General features: G+C 59.4%; 17 protein-coding genes. 10 read left to right on the top strand and 7 right to left on the bottom strand.

The window, feature by feature from the left end; all coding sequences use genetic code 11:
* The first annotated feature begins 1 nt into the window (after position 1).
* A complete protein-coding gene (locus AC061P_RS10395) occupies positions 2-1,303 on the top strand; it encodes a UDP-glucose dehydrogenase family protein (protein ID WP_480391150.1) in 1,302 nt (433 codons plus the stop codon).
* Here the strand turns inward: AC061P_RS10395 and AC061P_RS10390 are convergent.
* Positions 1,202-1,810, bottom strand: a complete 609-nt coding sequence (locus AC061P_RS10390; protein ID WP_480391149.1) for a GtrA family protein — start codon at positions 1,808-1,810, stop codon at positions 1,202-1,204. The genes AC061P_RS10395 and AC061P_RS10390 overlap by 102 nt on opposite strands.
* Positions 1,811-1,913: 103 nt before the next feature.
* On the opposite strand from AC061P_RS10390, the gene AC061P_RS10385 reads away from it, so the two are divergent.
* Genes AC061P_RS10385 through AC061P_RS10375 form a run of 3 tightly spaced genes read left to right on the top strand, consistent with a single transcriptional unit; the run spans position 1,914 to position 4,899 of the window.
* A complete protein-coding gene (locus tag AC061P_RS10385) occupies positions 1,914-3,032 on the top strand; it encodes a 5-(carboxyamino)imidazole ribonucleotide synthase (RefSeq protein ID WP_480391148.1) in 1,119 nt (372 codons plus the stop codon).
* 8 nt (positions 3,033-3,040) lie between these two features.
* Positions 3,041-3,544: a 5-(carboxyamino)imidazole ribonucleotide mutase gene (purE, locus tag AC061P_RS10380; RefSeq protein ID WP_449647242.1), complete on the top strand. Its 504-nt coding sequence runs from the start codon at positions 3,041-3,043 to the stop codon at positions 3,542-3,544.
* Positions 3,541-4,899, top strand: coding sequence for an LCP family protein (locus AC061P_RS10375; RefSeq protein ID WP_480391147.1), 1,359 nt, complete (start codon positions 3,541-3,543; stop codon positions 4,897-4,899). Before purE ends, AC061P_RS10375 begins: the two co-directional genes overlap by 4 nt.
* A gap of 75 nt (positions 4,900-4,974) precedes the next feature.
* Here AC061P_RS10375 and AC061P_RS10370 read toward each other — a convergent pair whose 3' ends face one another.
* Genes AC061P_RS10370 through AC061P_RS10350 form a run of 5 tightly spaced genes read right to left on the bottom strand, consistent with a single transcriptional unit; the run spans position 4,975 to position 9,920 of the window.
* Positions 4,975-6,105 (bottom strand): glycosyltransferase family 4 protein, encoded by a 1,131-nt coding sequence (locus tag AC061P_RS10370; RefSeq protein WP_449647240.1) that lies wholly within the window; start codon positions 6,103-6,105, stop codon positions 4,975-4,977.
* Positions 6,102-6,956, bottom strand: a complete 855-nt coding sequence (rfbD, locus tag AC061P_RS10365) for a dTDP-4-dehydrorhamnose reductase (protein ID WP_449647239.1) — start codon at positions 6,954-6,956, stop codon at positions 6,102-6,104. Before rfbD ends, AC061P_RS10370 begins: the two co-directional genes overlap by 4 nt.
* Positions 6,953-7,936: a dTDP-glucose 4,6-dehydratase gene (gene rfbB / locus AC061P_RS10360; protein WP_449647238.1), complete on the bottom strand. Its 984-nt coding sequence runs from the start codon at positions 7,934-7,936 to the stop codon at positions 6,953-6,955. Before rfbB ends, rfbD begins: the two co-directional genes overlap by 4 nt.
* Positions 7,933-8,946 (bottom strand): NAD-dependent epimerase/dehydratase family protein, encoded by a 1,014-nt coding sequence (locus AC061P_RS10355; RefSeq protein ID WP_449647237.1) that lies wholly within the window; start codon positions 8,944-8,946, stop codon positions 7,933-7,935. The genes rfbB and AC061P_RS10355 overlap by 4 nt, the downstream gene beginning before the upstream one ends.
* A 35-nt stretch (positions 8,947-8,981) precedes the next feature.
* The gene (locus AC061P_RS10350; RefSeq protein WP_449647236.1) at positions 8,982-9,920 is read right to left on the bottom strand and encodes a glycosyltransferase family 2 protein; all 939 of its coding nucleotides are present in this window, start codon (positions 9,918-9,920) and stop codon (positions 8,982-8,984) included.
* Positions 9,921-9,986: 66 nt separating this feature from the next.
* Here AC061P_RS10350 and AC061P_RS10345 point away from each other — a divergent pair, with 66 nt between their 5' ends.
* The 6 genes from AC061P_RS10345 (at position 9,987) to AC061P_RS10320 (ending at position 17,100) form a co-directional block, all read left to right on the top strand.
* The gene (locus tag AC061P_RS10345; RefSeq protein ID WP_449647235.1) at positions 9,987-10,979 is read left to right on the top strand and encodes a glycosyltransferase family 2 protein; all 993 of its coding nucleotides are present in this window, start codon (positions 9,987-9,989) and stop codon (positions 10,977-10,979) included.
* Between the two features lie 115 nt (positions 10,980-11,094).
* Positions 11,095-11,706 carry a dTDP-4-dehydrorhamnose 3,5-epimerase family protein gene (locus AC061P_RS10340; RefSeq protein WP_480391146.1) on the top strand — a complete coding sequence of 204 codons (612 nt, stop codon included), beginning with the start codon at positions 11,095-11,097 and terminating at the stop codon, positions 11,704-11,706.
* Positions 11,706-12,575 carry a glucose-1-phosphate thymidylyltransferase RfbA gene (gene rfbA / locus AC061P_RS10335; protein WP_480391145.1) on the top strand — a complete coding sequence of 290 codons (870 nt, stop codon included), beginning with the start codon at positions 11,706-11,708 and terminating at the stop codon, positions 12,573-12,575. Before AC061P_RS10340 ends, rfbA begins: the two co-directional genes overlap by 1 nt.
* Positions 12,572-13,927: a glycosyltransferase gene (locus AC061P_RS10330; RefSeq protein ID WP_449647232.1), complete on the top strand. Its 1,356-nt coding sequence runs from the start codon at positions 12,572-12,574 to the stop codon at positions 13,925-13,927. The genes rfbA and AC061P_RS10330 overlap by 4 nt, the downstream gene beginning before the upstream one ends.
* Positions 13,928-13,974: 47 nt before the next feature.
* A complete protein-coding gene (locus tag AC061P_RS10325; RefSeq protein WP_480391144.1) occupies positions 13,975-15,513 on the top strand; it encodes a DUF2142 domain-containing protein in 1,539 nt (512 codons plus the stop codon).
* A 9-nt stretch (positions 15,514-15,522) separates the two neighbouring features.
* Entirely contained in the window at positions 15,523-17,100 is a 1,578-nt protein-coding gene (locus AC061P_RS10320; RefSeq protein ID WP_480391143.1) for a DUF2142 domain-containing protein, read from the top strand.
* On the opposite strand, the gene AC061P_RS10315 is transcribed toward AC061P_RS10320, so the two are convergent.
* Positions 17,078-18,373 (bottom strand): nucleotide sugar dehydrogenase, encoded by a 1,296-nt coding sequence (locus AC061P_RS10315; RefSeq protein WP_480391142.1) that lies wholly within the window; start codon positions 18,371-18,373, stop codon positions 17,078-17,080. The genes AC061P_RS10320 and AC061P_RS10315 overlap by 23 nt on opposite strands.
* Positions 18,374-18,487: the final 114 nt, after the last annotated feature.

Here is an 18,487-nt window from a genome sequence, read left to right as displayed (position 1 = left end):
CGTGAAGATCTCAGTAATCGGATGCGGCTACCTCGGAGCCGTTCATGCATCCTCGCTCGCAAAACTTGGCCACGATGTTGTGGGAATTGACATCGACCAGGCGAAAGTCGATCTCTTGGCATCGGCACAGGCGCCGTTCTACGAACCGGGCTTGCCAGAACTTTTAGGCGAAACCCTCGCAACGGGCAAGCTCGCATTCACGACTGATCTGAGCCGTGCGAATGGAGCGCGGGTGCACTTCATCGCGGTGGGTACCCCTCAACAGGAGGATTCCAATGCGGTCGATCTCACCGCGGTGGAGTCGGCCTTCGATGCGATCATCGCCCATCTTTCTCCCGGCGATGTCGTTGTTGGAAAGTCGACCGTGCCGGTAGGAACCGCTGAGCGTCTTGCTGCTCGTGTCGAGGCCGTAGGCGCCCACTTGGCCTGGAACCCAGAGTTTCTGCGGGAGGGCTACGCCGTGAAAGACACCATTAGCCCCGACCGCCTTGTGTACGGGATTCGCCCAGGGGACGACCATTCTGTCGCCATTCTTGACGAGGTTTACGCCACGGTGCTCGCTCAAGACATCCCTCGAGTGGTAACTGACTTCGCCACTTCCGAGCTCGTGAAGGTCGCGGCCAATGCATTTTTGGCAACCAAGATCTCCTTCATCAACGCGATGGCGGAGGTAGCGGAGGTCACGGGAGCTGACGTCACTCAGCTCGCGGATGCGATTGGTTATGACCAGCGCATCGGTCGTCGTTTCTTGAATGCCGGTCTTGGTTTCGGTGGAGGCTGCCTTCCCAAAGATATTCGTGGATTCATGGCGCGCGCTTCCGAACTCGGGGCGGGTGATGCTTTGAACTTTCTCGGCGAAGTCGATGCGATCAACCTTCGTCGACGAGAGCGCATGGTCGATCTGTGTCGTGAGGTGCTTGGCGGAACCATCGAAGGCGCAAAAATCGCGGTCCTTGGTCTTGCGTTTAAGCCCGACTCCGATGACGTGAGAGATTCCCCAGCGCTCGATGTTGCTGCGCGTCTCGCGGAGTTAGGTGCGTACGTTCGGGCAACAGACCCGCAGGCCATTGAAACCTCACGGCGTCTGCGCCCGGAGCTCGACTATGTCTCTACCGCAGCTGAAGCAACGCGAGACGCGGATGTCGTTCTTGTGCTCACCGAATGGCGCGAGTACCGCGACATCGATCCAAACGAGCTCGGCTCAGTCGTTTCGGTGCGTGCGATCCTCGACGGTCGAAACTGTCTGAACCCGGTGCAGTGGCGTGAAGCCGGCTGGACCTATCGTGCGCTCGGTCGCCCCTAGCGCAGCGTCTGCCGCGGCATCCGCAGTCCTAGTGGCGGCGTGAACGGCAGCAGTGACAGCGGTGTGCTCGGCAGTCAGTACGCCACGACTGGGGCTAAAGACCCACAAACGGTACAGCGCGAATCGGAAGAAAGCACCGAGCGCGAGCCCGACGACATTCGTGGAGATGTTGTCGGCGAGTAGCGAGGTGAATCCGAGGACATAGTGGGAGACCCAGAGACAGAGCACACCGATTGCCATACCGGCGACGCTGACAAGGGCAAACTCGACGCCCTCACGAGCTGCGCCAGTTCGACCAGCAGTGGCGAAAGTCCAGCGTCGATTGCCGACCCAGTTGGCCCCGATCGCGAGGGTCGTGGAGATCACCTTGGCGATCACGGGTCCCTCATGAAGCACATCGGGTGAGAGAATTGTGAGCCGCAACAGATTGAATACTGCGACATCGATCACAAGCCCGCCGAGCCCCACTACGCCGAAACGTAGGAATTGGCCGAGCAGCTTTCGCATGTGATCTCCGCAGTAGACAAGAATGGGGCAGGGCGGTTGGAAGTCTAACCTGCCAAGCTAGGCCCAAAGCTGGGCATCATCTTAGACAGTGCAGGAGTCACTAGTGCCACCGATCGTGGGCGTAATTGGCGGAGGCCAACTGGCCAGAATGATGATCCCGCGCGCAATCGAGCTCGGTATCGAGCTTCGTGTGCTCGCTGAGAGCGACGGAATGTCAGCCAAGTTGGCGGCAACTGCTGTCGGTGACTACACGGATGCTGAGACCGTTCTCGCATTTGCGCGAGACGTCGACGTCATTACTTTCGATCACGAGCACGTACCCCAGGATGTGCTGGCTCAGCTTATTGAGGCCGGAATCGCCGTGCATCCGGGACCAACACCGCTCGCGGTTGCGCAAGACAAAATTCTGATGCGCCAAGAACTGACCCGACTTGGACTTCCCGTTCCCGAGTGGGCGAGCGTAGCGACACCGGCTGAACTCGACGAGTTTCTGAGCAACAACGGCGGGCGGGTGATCGTCAAGACTCCTCGAGGCGGCTACGACGGCAAAGGCGTTCGTGTCGTTTCAGCTTCGAGCGATGTTGCTGATTGGTTCGCGGCGGGTAATCCACTCTTGGCCGAAGAACTCGTGTCCTTTACGCGAGAGCTTGCGCAATTGGCGGCGAGGAGCCCAAGCGGTGAAATCGCACTGTGGCCGTTGGTCGAGTCGATTCAGCAAGACGGCGTCTGTGCCGAAGTCATTGCGCCGGCACCGTCGCTCGCCGCGCCGCTCTCTGCGGAGGCGGCAACCATCGCTCGCACCGTCGCCGACGAACTGGGCGTAACGGGAGTGCTCGCGGTTGAACTCTTCGAAACGTCTGACGGTCGCCTCTTGATCAATGAACTTGCGATGCGGCCCCACAACAGCGGGCATTGGACGATGGATGGTGCGGTCACGAGCCAATTCGAACAACACTTGCGTGCAGTGCTCGATCTGCCTCTCGGTGCGACCGATGCGCGCTCGCCGTGGACCGTCATGATCAACGTGCTCGGGGGACCGACATCCGGAACCATTGCGGAGCGCTACCCCGCAGCATTCGCGAATCAACCGACAGCCAAGTTTCACGAATATGGCAAAGCGCCTCGCCCTGGGCGCAAGGTTGGTCACGTGAATGTGAGCGGTGACGACCTCGATGACGTGGTGTACCGTGCGCGTGCCGCAGCAGCAATTCTGAAGGATTGACACCTACCATGGGTTCCGTGACTCAACCGCAAGTAGCCGTCGTAATGGGATCAGACTCTGACTGGAACGTCATGGTCGAAGCATCCGTTGCGCTGAACGATTTTGGAATCGACCACGAAGTTAGTGTGGTTTCAGCGCATCGCAGCCCCGAGAAGATGATCGCTTTCGGCAAAGAAGCAGCTGGTCGCGGAATTCGAGTCATCATTGCTGGCGCGGGCGGCGCAGCACATTTGCCCGGAATGCTTGCCTCCGTAACAACTCTTCCCGTTATTGGGGTTCCTGTTCCGCTTTCACGACTCGATGGCATGGATTCGCTGTTGTCGATCGTGCAAATGCCTGCGGGTATTCCTGTGGCTACCGTATCGATCGGCGGAGCTCGCAATGCGGGAATTTTGGCTGCACGGATTCTCGGTTCGGGTGATGCTGAACTCACCACGAAGCTTGCCGACTACGCCGCACAGCTCGAAGCCCTTGTTGACGACAAGAACGCTGCACTGAACGCGAGCCTGTGAGCGCAGCAAGCTCCCTCCGTCAACCGGCCGACGGTTCGCCGGAGACGATGACAAAGCGAGCATGGTGGCTGCTCGGGCTCAACGTGCTCATCCCCGGTACTGCTCAACTTCTTGCCGGAAACCGAAAGCTCGGTCGCTTCGGCGTCGTCGCTAGTTTCGTTTTCCTGCTCCTCGTCGTTATCGGTGTGGTGCTCTCGCTCGTTGCACCGGCCGTCATATTCACCGTGGGTAGCAGCACGCTCGGTCTCTGGGCGATCGCGCTCATTCTGGCGTTCTATGCAGTGCTGTGGCTCATCCTCACTGTCAACGCGTGGTCTCTCGCGAACCTTGGTCGGGCTACACCCGGTGGTCGCTCCGCTGTTGCGGCATTCAGCGCCATTGTTTTAGTCGTTGTGGCTGGCACGGCAGGATACGGCGCCTACGTAGCGACTACCGCTAACTCGTTCCTCAGCGACGTGTTCATCGCGGCACCAACCAAAGAACCTATTGACGGGCGCTACAACATTTTGCTCCTTGGTGGAGACGCCGGAGTTGATCGTGATGGATTGCGCCCCGACAGCATCAGCGTTGCCAGTATTGATGCCGAAACCGGAGAAGCCATAATAATTGGCCTGCCCCGCAACATGGAACTCACCCCTTTTGTTGCCGGATCTCCGCTCGCTGACAAGTATCCCGATGGCTATGGCGCCTACGGCTGTGACGTCGACGTTTGTCTTCTCAATTCGATCTACACCGAAGTCGAGCTGAACACCCCCGATCTTTACCCGGATGCTGCGGCAAACGGCAGCTCGCCGGGAATCGAAGCCATGCGTGACGCGGTTGAAGGAATCACCGGACTCGGCATCCAGTACTACGCCCTCATCGATATGCAGGGCTTCTCAGATCTCATTGACTCGCTCGGCGGTGTGACGATCAATGCCGAAGAGGCTGTGCCAATTCACGCGGATGCTGAATTTACGATTGTCGCAGAGTGGATTCCGGCTGGCGTGCAAGTAATGGATGGCTATCACGCACTCTGGTATGCACGATCGAGGCACGACACTACTGATTACGACCGCATGGAACGGCAGCGCCAACTTCAGCAGGCCGTTATCGAGCAGTTCACCCCCGCGAACGTGCTGACGAAGGTGCAAGCGATAGCCGCGGCAAGCTCGAAAGTTGTGACGACTGACATACCGCAGGGGAGCTTGGGCTACTTCGTCAATCTTGCCTCGAAGACACGAGCGCTTCCCATCGGATCGCTGGAGTTGGTGCCAGCGAACGATATCGTCCCGGAGAACCCGGACTTTGACTACGTCCGTGAGCTCGTTGCTGCGGCGACAGTATCCACGGTCGTCGACGAGAACACCGAATAGCTCGCACGCGCACTGATCGGCGCTCGCAAGCGGCGCGACGGGAACCTAACGGCGCTAGTGGCACCGAGCGGGCGGTTAGAGGTCAGCGTGGAGCTGCCACACCTTCTCAGCAGACATACGCCAGTTGAAGGCGCGAGCACGATCCTGACCGGCGTAAAACAAGCGTTCGGCGAAGGCAGCATCGTTCAGCACTCGACCGATACCTTCGGCGAGTGCTTCGCCGTAACCCTCGGCCGGTTCACGTTCGACGACAACTCCAGCATCGGCCGCGATTTCTACCAGCGCGGGCGCATCGGAGTGCACAACAGGAATTCCGAACGAGAGTGCCTCAAGCACAGGCATTCCGAACCCGACATCAAGGTTCGGATACACAAATACGGACGCGTGGTCGAAGGCAACGGAAAGATCCTCGTTGCTGAGAGTGCCTAGGCAGCGAACGCGCTCCGCGCTGACGCCCTCTGCCTCGACGAAGGCCGCGACAGCCTCATCCTCGGGCTCTGGCCCCACCATCAGCAGGACGACGTCGTCATCGAGGTCGCGAAGGGCGCGGATCAGGTGATCCATTCCCCGATGCGGTTCGAGGCCGCCGATGGCGAGCAAGAATCGCTCTGGAAGTTCAAGCTCTGCTGCGCGTTCTTCGACGTTATCTGGCACCCGGAGGCTAGTGCTTGCGGCGCCGCTAATGACCCGTACGCGGTCGCCAAAATTGGCGATGCCCTCGAGTTGTTGCGCAACCGTGTGGCTGGGGACAACGATCGCATCGGCATACTTTTCTGCGCGCTTGAGCATCGCGCGACTCCAGCCGGCCTGACGGCTCCCGATCGACTCTGGCCGCGTCCAGGCCACCGTGTCATGCACGGTAACGACGATCTGATCACCGCGATTGAGGCGATCATGACGACGAAGCGGTGCAAGCAAGCTTGGCGCATGAAGCATGCCGCTGCCCGGGACCTTCGTGAACCCGTGTTGCCACGATGCGCGAAGTTCGCGACGGCTCAGGGCACTCTTGTGAAGCTTCGCAAGGTTGGGCAGACGCGCCTCGATGAGGGCATATTCCTCTTCGGTCGAGGCAGAGACGAAGCCCTCAACAAAGCAATTGCTCGGTGCGCTGGCAATAAGTCCCCGCGTCAACTCTTCTGAATATCGGGCGACACTGCCATGAGTAGGCGAGAGCATCTCGTCGATGATGACGCGGAGAGTGGTCATTCTGCAGTCAATGCTCCTGAATCAAAGGCGGCTTGAAGAGCCTGTTTCCAATCGCGCATCGGCTCAATCCCCGCGTCGAGCCATGCCTGGTGGCCAAGAACAGAAAAGCTTGGTCGCGGCGCAGGCCGTTGGAAAGCTGAACTGTCGGTCGGCTTGACCCTATCAGGATCAAGCCCGGCACAAACGAAAACTGCCTGCGCAAGATCGAACCACGAAGCGCGACCAGAGTTGGTGCCGTGGAAGATGCCAGCAGGCGTTCCGGCATCGATGAGGGTCACAAGCTGAGCGGCGAGATCGCCGGTCCACGTCGGCTGACCATGCTGATCATTCACGACGTCGAGTGTCTCGCGATCCGCTGCCAGCTTCAGCATCGTTCGGGGAAAGCTTGAGCCCTTCGTTCCATACAGCCAGGCGGTGCGCACAATGGTGGTTCGCCCAGGATTGTGCTCAAGGGCCAGCAGCTCACCAGCCGCCTTTGTGCGGCCATACGCTGACACTGGATGCCGCGGCGAATCTTCTGCATAAGGCTCAGTAGCGGTGCCGTCGAAGACGTAGTCCGTCGAGAGCTGCACAAGTCGTGACCCGTGCTGTGCGGCGGCGATGGCGAGGTTATGAGGGCCAACCGCGTTCACGGCGTTGGCGTTCTCTTCGTCGGTTTCTGCATCATCCACTCGGGTGTAAGCAGAGGTGTTGACGATCACGTCGTAACCGCTCAGAACTTCGAGGGCGGCTTCGCGGTCGGTAATGTCGAGCTCATTGCGCGTCAGAGCAGTGGCGTCGCGGCCACTCAGAGCGTGCATGAGGTCAGTGCCGAGCATCCCGCCGGCACCGACAACGGCAATCCGGGTCACAGGGCGGCCTTTTCCTTGAGCGGTTCCCACCACTCGCGGTTGTCCCGGTACCACTGCACTACGTCTGCGAGGCCCTTCTCGAACGGAACCTGAGGGGCATAACCGAGCTCAGCGCTGATCTTGGAAATGTCGACGCTGTAGCGGAGGTCGTGACCGAGCCGGTCCTCGACGCGGTCGACAGACGACCAGTCGGTTCCGGTGTGATCGAGGAGCATTTGGGTGAGTTCTTTATTGGTGAGCTCGGTGCCGCCGCCGATATTGTAGATCTCTCCTGCGCGGCCACCCGTGACTACGAGCGCGATTCCGCGGCAGTGGTCGTCAACGTGGAGCCAGTCGCGGATGTTGTTGCCTTCGCCATAGAGGGGAACGTGCTTGCCGTCAATGAGATTGGTGACGAACAGCGGAATCAGTTTCTCGGGAAAGTGATAGGGCCCATAGTTGTTCGAGCATCGTGTGATCGAGAGGTTCATTCCGTGAGTGCGGAAGTAGCTGCGCGCGAGAAGATCGCTACCTGCCTTCGACGCGGAGTATGGCGAGTTGGGCTCGAGCGGCCGCTGTTCATCCCACGAGCCCTCGGCAATCGACCCGTAAACCTCATCAGTGGAGACGTGAACGAAACGGGGAGTTTTGGCTCGTAGTGCTGCATCGAGCAGTCGTTGGGTGCCAAGAACGTTGGTTTCGACGAAAGCGCTCGCATCGCGTACCGAACGGTCAACATGGGATTCGGCGGCGAAATGCACAATCGCATCGATGTCGCCAAGGATCCCGTCGAGCAGGTCAGCATCGCGGATGTCGCCTTCGACGAACGTGAAGCGAGGGGAATCAGCAACAGGAGCGAGATTCGCACGGTTGCCCGAGTAGGTCAAAGCATCGAGAACGACAACATCGGCACCCTCGAGACCGGGGTAGGCATCTTCGATTGTGCGACGAACAAAATTGGAGCCGATGAATCCGGCACCGCCGGTCACGAGAATTTTCATGAGGGGTTCCTGTCGTTGTTACGCGGTGAGCTGGAGTTGTGAGTCGAGGCGCCGGTGGCCGGAAACTCAGACGCGAGGGTTCGTTTGAGAGCTTCCTGCAAGCTATAGGTAGCCGTGTAGCCGGAGTCGCGTAGTCGGTCAGTATTCACGGTTGTATCCGCGGCAAACTTGCGAATGCGCACCGCACTAATCGGAAAAGTGCGTCGGGTGATTTTAGCGGCAGCATCGAAAACGTAGCCAGCCGCTATCCCCAGCCCCAATGGCAACCGCAGACCGCTAGCAGCATGAACATTCATCTCATCGCGAAGAATCGAGATGAGATCCTTGGTCGAGAGGTCAGGTTTGTCAGCAAAGTTACGGATCTCGATTCCGGCGGGGGCATCAAGGCGACTCGCAATGTACCCAACGATGTTGCCGACGTAGGCCATCGACTTTTTGTTCTCGCCCTTGCCGACCATGATGAATCGTCCAGAAGAAACCTGCTTGGCGAGATTGTAGACGTTGCCGCGGTTGCCTTCTCCGAACACCACAGACGGGCGAACAATTGCCAACGAACGTGAGGCATCCGCGTTCGCCCAAGCGCTAAAGACGACTTCGGCGGCTAACTTGGAGCGGCCGTATTCGTTGAACGGCTCCGGCACGGAATCTTCGGCAGCATTGTTCTTGTCGAGTCCGTACAGCGCGACCGTGCTCGTAAAAACGATGCGATTGATGCCATTGGCTTCTGCTGCGGCGACGAGAGCATGTGCGCCACCGACATTTACCTCGGTGTAGAGGCTCAACGGGGTCACATCGTCACGGTGTTCGGCAGCAAGGTTGATGATTGCGTCGTGACCGGCGCTCGCTGCGGTGAGCTCTTCTGCCGAACGAACATCGCCGGCAATGGACTGTTCTGGAAAGCGAGTCGAAATGTGGCGGTCGAAGTTCGTGAACTTGTGACCCTGTTCGCTCAAGGTTTCAAGAAGGCGAGTGCCGATAAAGCCACTACCGCCGACGACGAGAATCTTCATAGAGTTACTTTCGTTGTGTGCGACAGACAGTTTGTTCACCAGACACCAGCGCCGATCAACAGCGCAATTATCCACTGATCTCTTGGGCGTCGCCTGAGTTGTGACGCGCGGCGAGCCAGAGCGAATCGGGCTCGGAGGTTTCGGTGTTCGACGAGGTCGCGCATCCGGAGCAATTCGGGGCGGTGTTCATCGTCGGCAACGCTGAGCGCGACGCGCGTCAAGAGCCGTGCTTGACCGCGGTGCCACTGTTCGCGAACCAACGAGAGCCGTGACAGGGCGGAGCGTGCCCCCACATTGGCGCCCATGACATTGGCGTCGTGTTGACGGTATTCGACGGTCGGCACCGCATCGATGTGCCACGTCCAGCCGTGTGCCCTCGCCAAGACATAGAGCAACCAGTCGTGATACTGAGGTGGTTTCGTCGTTTCTGGAGAGTCCAAATAGTCCCGCGCCAAGGCAACAAGACGATTGGACATGAGGAAAGTCGAGCCAGGACCCGGGCTCTCAAGCAAATAATCGAAGCGGCGCTGGGGAAAGTCTTTCTTCACCAGACTCTGTCCGCCGTCTGGCGTGAATGACGTCACGTTTGACGAGACACCATCGACCCCCAAAGCGGCGCTCAGCCGTACATGGGAAGCAAGTTTGGTCGGTACCCAAATGTCATCCTGATCAGAGAATGCGTAATACTCGCGATCAGCGGGAACGAGCTGAATGAGGCGGTAAAAGTTGGCGGCGGCACTGCCAGAAGCGCCGTCGCTGGGGATGATTGTGAGGCGTGGCTCTGAGGCGGCACATTCGGCAAGCCATTCGGCAGTGCCATCCGTTGATGCGTCGTCTCGCGCGAACACTTCGACATCCACGCCCTGCTGAGCAAACACACTCTCGAGCTGTTCGGGAAGCCAGCGGCGACCGTTGTGGGTCGCCAGCAGCACTGCGACGCGGGGGAGCACCCCTGGGGTGGAATCGGCAGGCATAACTCCACAATGATAGTTGGCTTGGCGTTGCGCAATACCGCCGGGTGCGAGCCGTAGGCTGGAGCAATGAGCGCAACAGAGCCCACCCCGTCCATCTCGGTGGCCCTCTGCACTCACAACGGCGCAACCTACATCCGGGAACAACTTGTCAGCATCCTTGAGCAAGTGCCGGCGCCGACGCAACTTGTCGTGTCGGATGACGCCTCTAGCGACGACACGATCGCCCACGTTCGCGAAGTTGCGGCCCGCTATCCCGCCGTTGAACTCACGGTGTTCGAAAACATTCCGCCACTGGGCGTAACCAAGAACTTTGAGCAGGCTATTCGGGCTTGCACCGGTGACTTCATCGCCTTGAGCGATCAGGATGACCTCTGGCATGCGGGGCGCCTCGCGCTCTTTGGGGAGCAGTTCGCAGCGCATCCGACTGTCGCCCTTCTGCACAGTGATGCTCGACTCGTTGATGCCGCGGGGGAGCCGCTCGGTCACACTCTCGCCGAGGCGCTGGGAGTGAACGCAGTCGAGGCGGCGAGCATCCATGCCGGTGACGCATTTTCGGTATTACTTCGCCGCAATCTGGTTACGGGCGCCTGCACAGTCTTTCGTCGCAGCCTCGTGGAATATGCCGCGCCATTTCCTCCGTCGTGGGTGCACGATGAATGGCTTGGCGTGATTGCGGCCGCTGTCGCCTCGACCGACTTCATTGAGCAGCCAACCATTGACTACCGTCAGCACGGAGCGAACCAAATCGGCGCGACGAAATTGACGCTTGCCGGCAAATTTGGGCGAATGATGGAACCGCGTCGCGCGAGAAACGCTCGTCTCGAGACCAACATCTCGGTACTGGTCGATCGGCTACAGCGACTCGGCTCCCGGGTGAGCGACGACAAAGTGAACCGCGCGCTCGCCAAGTTGGAGCATGAACGTATGCGAAATGCCCTACCCGAGAAGCGGATGCGACGGATTCCTGCAGTGACGCGTGCCCTCTTCGCCGGTAGCTACGGTCGGTACTCTCGTGGCCCGCTCGATGCTGTGCGCGACGTTCTGCAACCCGTGGACTGAGTCGGCGCGGATATCACGCGGGTTCGACAGATTCGTGTCTAGCTCATACGTCACCGGATTGCCCGCAGCGGAGCGCTGAACTGAGTTCCAAGCCTCGCCGGGTAGGATTCCGGGTGTGCAGATACGTGAACTCTCGGTGCCTGATTCCTACGAAATCACCCCTAAACAATTCGCTGACGACCGCGGCGTTTTCTTGGAGTGGTACCGCTTCGACAAGCTCGAAGAGGTAGTGGGGCACCCGCTCGACCTTCGGCAGGCCAATACGTCGGTCTCGAAGCGCGGCGTTGTGCGGGGCATCCACTATGCGGATGTTCCTCCAGGGCAAGGCAAATATGTCACGGTCACGCACGGCCGCGGCATCGATTTCGTTATCGATATCCGTGAGGGTTCGCCGACGTTTGGCCAGTGGGACTCTGTCATTCTCGACACCGTCGACCGTCGTGCCGTTTATGTCGCTGAGGGTCTTGGCCATGCCTTCATTGCGCTCACCGATGACGCCACCCTCACTTACTTGGTGAGCGACGTGTACAAGCCCGGAGCCGAACACGACATCAACGTGCTCGACCCTGAGATCGGTTTGGTCTTCCCTCCCGAACTTGGTGACCTAGTTCTCTCACCCAAAGACAAAATTGCGCCCACTCTTTCCGAGCGCCTCGCCGATGGCTCCCTGCCGTTGTACGCTGCCGTGAAGGAGTACTACGAGGCGAACCGAAAGGAACGCAACTAATGCGCGGAATCATCCTGGCCGGCGGCAGCGGAACGCGCCTCTGGCCCATCACCAAGGGCATCTCCAAGCAGCTCATGCCCATCTACGACAAGCCCATGGTCTACTACCCCTTGTCGACTCTCATGAGCGCGGGCATCCGCGAAATTTTGATCATTACGACACCGGATGACCAGCCGCAGTTCCAGCGTCTGCTTGGCGATGGCAGTGAACTCGGCATCGAGCTCACGTATGCCGTGCAGCCGTCACCGGATGGACTCGCGCAGGCGTTCATCATTGGTGAAGAGTTCATCGGTGACGAGAAGGTCGCTCTCGTTCTTGGCGACAACATTTTTCACGGTGTGGGGCTCGGATCGAACCTGCGCAAGCACAATGACGTCGATGGTTCGCTCATTTTCGCGTACCACGTGCGCAATCCGCGGGCCTACGGCGTTGTCGAGTTTGACGAGAATTTCATCGTCCAGTCGATCGAAGAGAAGCCCCTCGAGCCGAAGAGCAACTACGCCGTTCCCGGACTCTACTTCTACGACAACTCGGTCATCGAAATTGCCAAGTCGATCACGCCGAGCGCGCGTGGCGAACTCGAAATCTCGACCATCAACGAGCACTACCTTAATCGTGGTCAGCTCCAGGTCAACGTACTCGACCGTGGCACCGCCTGGCTCGACACGGGAACGTTTGAGTCCATGGTGCAGGCCACCGAGTTTGTGCGCGTCATCGAAGACCGCCAGGGCTACAAGATCGGCTGCATCGAAGAGATCGCGTGGCGTGCCGGCTGGATATCGGATGACCAGCTCGCCACCCTCGCAGCACCTCTCGTCAAGAGCGGCTATGGCGTCTACCTCGAAGGACTGTTGGCGGCGGCGAAGTGACTCGAGTACTGATCATCACGGGAGACCCGATTGGTCCCCGGATGGCCGGGCCCGCGATTCGCTCGTGGAATATGGCTCTCGCGCTCGCCGAAGCGGGCAACGAGGTCACGCTCATGACGACCACCAAGCTGCAGACGGTGGATGCTCCTTTTGAGCTCACGCTTGTGACGCCGGGGGAGAACGACGCCTTTGCGAAGCTTGAGCAGTGGTGCGATGTCGTTGTGTTCCAAGGGCACGCGATGCGTCAGTTCGAGGTGTTGCGCACGACAGACAAGATCACCGTGGTCGACATTTATGACCCCATGCACCTCGAGATGCTTGAGCAGGGCCGCGAGCTCGCGAGGGCCACGTGGGAGCTTCGCGTCACGACGGCCACTGAGGTGCTCAACGAGCAACTCGCGCTCGGTGACTTCTTCATGTGCGCCTCCGAACGGCAGCGCCTCTTTTACTTCGGCCAGATGGCCGCCCTCGGGCGCCTCAGTCCCACCACCTACGAGAACGATCCGCATCTCGAAGGTCTCCTGAGTGTCGTGCCATTCGGGCTCGAGCACACACCACCCGCCCACGAGCGCGACACCCTCAAGGCTGTTCTGCCTGGCATCAACGCCGACGACAAGCTCATGATTTGGGGCGGCGGCGTCTACAGCTGGTTCGACCCTAAGACTCTGATCCGCGCCGTTGCGAAACTGGCTGAAACTCGCGATACGGCCAAGCTCTACTTTCTCGGCACCCGGCATCCGGGAGTCGACCAGATGGGTATCGTGCGCGAATCGCACGATCTTGCGAGCGAACTTGGTGCCCTCAACACCTCGGTGTTCTTCAACGAGGAGTGGGTCGACTATGCCGACCGCCAGAACTACCTGACCGAAGCGGATGCCGGCGTGAGCACTCACATGTCGCATATCGAGACGACGTTCTCGTTCCGCACGCGCATCCTCGACTACCTGTGGGCTGGCTTGCCGATGGTGGTTACCGAGGGTGACAGCTTTGCTGACCTGATTGAAACCGAGGGGTTGGGGCTCACCGTGCCTGCCCAAGACGCGGATGCTCTCGCCGCAGCCCTCGACCGTGTTCTCTACGACGAAGCGTTCATTGCCGAGTGCAAGCAGAACGTCGCTCGGGTTCGTGAGGACTTCTACTGGGAGCGCACGCTCGCGCCCTTGGTGAATTTTGTTGCCAACCCGCAGCACGCCGCAGACCACGCTGCAACGCGTCGTCGTGGCGTCACGCTTGGCCGAAAAGTGCGCAAACCTTATGGTCTGCGCCATGATCTCCGGATGGCCTGGCATCACTTGCGCCATACGGGTGTGAAGGCGACGGTAGACAAAGCGGTCGCCCGGGTGCGGCGATAGCTCTCGTTCACAGCAATCTCAAAGTTTACTGCCGTTAGCTTTGAGCAATGTTGACTGGCCTGCGTTCCGTTCTCTCACGGTCAGACCGTCGAATCGGGCTGCTTGTGGCGCCCTTATTGGTGTTCGTTGCTCTTGCGGCGTGGGCGCTGTCTTCGCCCGTTGGCTCAAGTCCCGATGACGATTTTCACCTGACCAGTATTTGGTGCGCGACCGGTAACGCCGACTACTGTGCGTCCAGCGGAGACTCGGGCACAAGACTTGTTCCCCCTGCAGTGGGCGATCCTGCCTGCTTCGCCTACGACGCCGACAAGAGCGCCGGCTGTCAAGACCGCATCGATTTCGCGGCGGGTCCCACCAAAGAGACTGCGCGGGGCAATTTTGCTGGCGGCTACCCTGTTGTCTATTACGGTGCCATGAGCGTCTTTGTTGGGCCGGATGTTCATGCTTCCGTTCTGATAATGCGCCTCATCAATATCGCACTATTCGTGGGACTGGGCGTCGCGCTCTACCTGCTTCTGCCAGTCAACCGTCGGCAAATTGTGGTCTGGCAATGGGCGCTCACGACAGTCCCCCTCGGACTATTCGTGCTCTCGTCAACCAACCCAAGCTCGTGGGCTCTTATGGGCGTCGGCTACGGGTGGCTCGCCCTGCTTGGCTTCTACGAAGCGAACGGGCGAAAGCGGATAGCTCTTGGCGCACTCTTCCTGCTTTCGGCGGTCATGGCATCCGGTTCTCGTAGTGATGCGACTGTCCTCTTCGTGGTTGCGGTCTTTGCTGCTGTGTTCCTTGTGGCACGCAACACTCGACGTTTCTGGCTTTCATCGTTGCTGCCGGTTGCCGGCTTTGTCATTTGTGCACTCTTGTTCCGTGCTTCACGATCAGCGGATGCCGTAACGAGCGGAGTGGATGAGCAGCTGGGGCTGGGCGTCATCCTGCCCCGAATCGCTTATAACCTCACGGAGGTTCCGTCGATTTGGACGGGCATCTTTGGGCAGTCGTGGGGTCTGGGATGGCTCGATACGTCGATGCCCGCGATCGTGTGGGTGAGCGGTGTTGCCGCGCTTATCGGGGCAGGTTTTGTTGCTGCACGCGCATCTTCGGGGAGAAAGACTCTCGTTGTGGCGCTGGGGGCTGTAGCGCTTGCCATGATTCCCGTTGCGCTTCTCGTGCTCGCCGGAAAAGACGTCGGTGATGACTATCAGCCTCGATACTTGTTGCCTTTGATCATTGTCTTCGTGGGCGCCGTGTTCTTCACCGCACGAGGCCAGTTTGTGCACATCTCCCGAGTGCAAGTGTGGGCAATTGTTGCCGCATTGTCTGGCGCTCAGTTCATCGCGCTGTACCTCAACATCCGCCGCTACGTCACCGGAATCGATGCACTAAGTCCGAACCTTGATGCGGGCCGCGAGTGGTGGTGGGCGTTGGCCATCACGCCCAATGTGGTGTGGCTGGTTGGCTCGCTCTGCTTTACTGCGGCGCTCGTCGTGTTGCTTCCCTTACACCGAACGACAGCTCCAGCCTTGACTGATGCTCTCGGGGCAGACCATTCTGCACGGCGACCCCAGCGTTCGCGCTCTCTGAGATAGCCTGTACGGATGCTACCCGGCCGCTCTGAATCTGTTGTCGCGTCCGCGCGTACTCGATTTCTCCACCGTTTTCGCGTCATTTACTTAGCTCCGGTTTTGGCGTTGCTTGCCCTTTCCGCTTGGGCGTTCGCATCTCCGATGGGTGCAGCGCCCGATGATGACTATCACTTGGTCAGTATTTGGTGCGCGACGGGCGATGACGCTTACTGTGCGCCAGGTTCAGCGGACTCGACTCGGATGGTGCCGCAGGCGGTTCTGAGTTCTCCTTGTTACGCGTTCTACAGCGAGGAGAGCGCAGCGTGTCAAAATCGTCTCGATTTCGACAGCGAAACTCTCGTCGAGACGAAGCGCGGAAACTTTGTGGGGGCTTACCCGCCGGTTTACTACGCCGCTATGAGTATTTTCGTCAGCGATGACGAGCACTTCTCGGTGATGGCGATGCGACTATTTAACGTTGCTTTGTTCGTCGGGATTACAACAGCGCTGTACTTGCTCCTGCCTATCACTCGTCGGCCGGCTCTTGTTTGGGGTTGGCTAATTACGACGATGCCGTTGGGTGTGTTCTTGTTGGCGTCGAATAACCCCAGCGGGTGGGCGGTGGCTGGGGTCGGTTCAGCGTGGCTAGCTCTGTTGAGTTTCTATGAAGCTCGAAATCGGTTGGTGCTTGTCGCATCCGGAGTGCTCGTCGTGATTTCCGTGCTGATGGCGGCAGGGTCCCGGGGCGACTCGGCTCTCTACGTAGTGGGAGCGCTCGGTGTAGCGGCGATTGTGGCGTTCGAAAACAGACGACAATTCTGGTTGCGCTCGGTGCTTCCCGCAGTGATGTTCATTGTTTCGGCAGCATTCTTCTTGGCAGCACGTCAAACTGCGGCGGGGACTGGTGGGTTTGGGGGGCAAGACGCTGCACCCGCTTCCGATCAGGCTTCCTCCGCTTTGGATAATCTCGCTGGCTTCGGTCTGCTCGCGTACAACCTTCTCAACGTGCCGTCGCTGTGGACTGGTGTGTTTGGAGGCTGGGCGCTCGGTTGGCTCGATACTCCTATTCCTGCGTCGGTTACTTTCTTCGGTATCGCTACTTTTGTGGGGGTCGGGTTCGCCGGGCTGGCCGTATTGACGTGGCGCAAGGCTTTTGTCATTGCCGGGGTTGGGTTTGTTCTTCTCGCCTTGCCTACGTACGTTCTCACTCAGGGCGGTGACAAGGTGGGGGAGCAAGTGCAGCCTCGTTACATTCTTCCGCTCATAGTGTTGATGGGCGGAATATTAGTTCTGCAGGCGGGACGCAAACAGTTTTCACTGGGCCGCGTTCAAACAATCGCGGTTGTTTTCGCATTGAGCGCCGCAAACCTTGTGGCTCTTCACATGAATATGCGCCGGTATGTAACGGGAAACGACGTTCCGGGATGGAACCTCAACGCGGGCGCTGAGTGGTTCTGGCCCGGCGCACCTGCACCGATGGTGGTGTGGGCAATCGGCTCGCTGGCCTTTGCCGGATTGGTCGTTATCTTGGCGCGCGAAATGTCACTTTCAGCGGCGGTAGTGGCTGAGCCGAAGATCGGCGAAAAAGCTACGGTGTCGGTTTCCCGATAACGCGGTACGTTACTCCAGACCACTGATCGGCACTACTCACGCGGCGTCCGTCGACGAATGTGCGAATGCCGGGCAGCTGCGCAGCGCTGAGAGTCCGGTATTCCTTGTGGTCGGCCTGCACGACGACCGCATCAACAGGCTCCCCGTAGTGGTACGGCGCAAAGCCAAGCTTGGTCAGTTCTTCGTCGGTGTAGAGCGGGTCGTGCACAAGAACTGTTGCGCCGCGGCTTGTAAGAGCATCCACGGTTGCGAAGACTCCTGAGAACGCGGTCTCTTTGACTTCACCGCGGTACGCAGCACCGAGTACTACAACGCGGGCGCCGGCAACGTCGCCGTGTGCGCCCTCGAGCAGCCCAATGGTGTACTCCGGCATTCCGGCGTTTGCTTCGCGTGCAGCCCGAACGATGGTGGCGTCAGGATCGTTCCACAGGTAGAGGCGTGGGTAGACCGGAATGCAGTGACCGCCGACGGCGATTCCCGGTTGATGAATGTGGCTGAAGGGTTGTGAGTTTGTGGCTTCAATCACGGCGTAGATGTCGATGCCGTTTTGACCGGCAAAGCGAGCGAACTGGTTGGCAAGACCGATGTTGACGTCGCGGTACGTGGTCTCGGCCAGCTTTGCGAGTTCTGATGCCTCTGCAGAGCCGAGATCCCAGACACCATTTTCGCGGGCCAAATCGGGGCGCTCGTCGAAATCGAGTACAGCGTTGTAGAAGTCGGTAGCCTGCTTCGCGCCTTCGGGTGACAAACCACCAACGAGCTTGGGGTACTTGCGGAGGTCCTCGAAGACACGCCCGGTTAGGACGCGCTCGGGGGAGAAGACAAGGTGAAAGTCCTTCCCCTCCGTAAGGCCCGAAACCTCTTCGAGCAACGGCTTCCAACGATTGCGGGTAGTGCCGACAGGAAGCGTTGTTTCATAGGAGACTAGCGTTCCGGGAGTGAGGTGCTCGCCGAGCGAGCGCGTGGCAACATCCATCCAGCCGAAGTCTGGTTTCGCATCGTTGTCGACGAACAACGGCACGACGAGTACAACGGCATCGGCGCCGGGAATCGCGTCCGCGTAGTCAGTAGTCGCTCGGAGCTTTCCTGCTGGAACTAGCTCGCTCAGGAGCTCCTGCAAGTGAGCTTCGCCGGGGAAGGGTTCGATGCCCTTATTGATGCGGTCGACGAACTCGGCGTTAATGTCGACGCCCACGACGTCGTGACCCTTCGAGGCAAACTGAACGGCCAGAGGGAGGCCGATCTTACCGAGGGCGACAACTGCGATTTTCACTGGGGAGAGTCCTTCTGTCGAGGGCTGCGCAAGGCGTCAAGCGCAGGGAGGTTAAGTCTAGTTGCCCTTAGCGCCAGAGGTGGCTCTTGTGCGATGGCTTCACAGTTGGTGTAC

This window comes from Rhodoglobus sp. G.S.4, from assembly GCF_056619605.1.
This window is presented reverse-complemented; position numbering and strand designations above follow the sequence as displayed.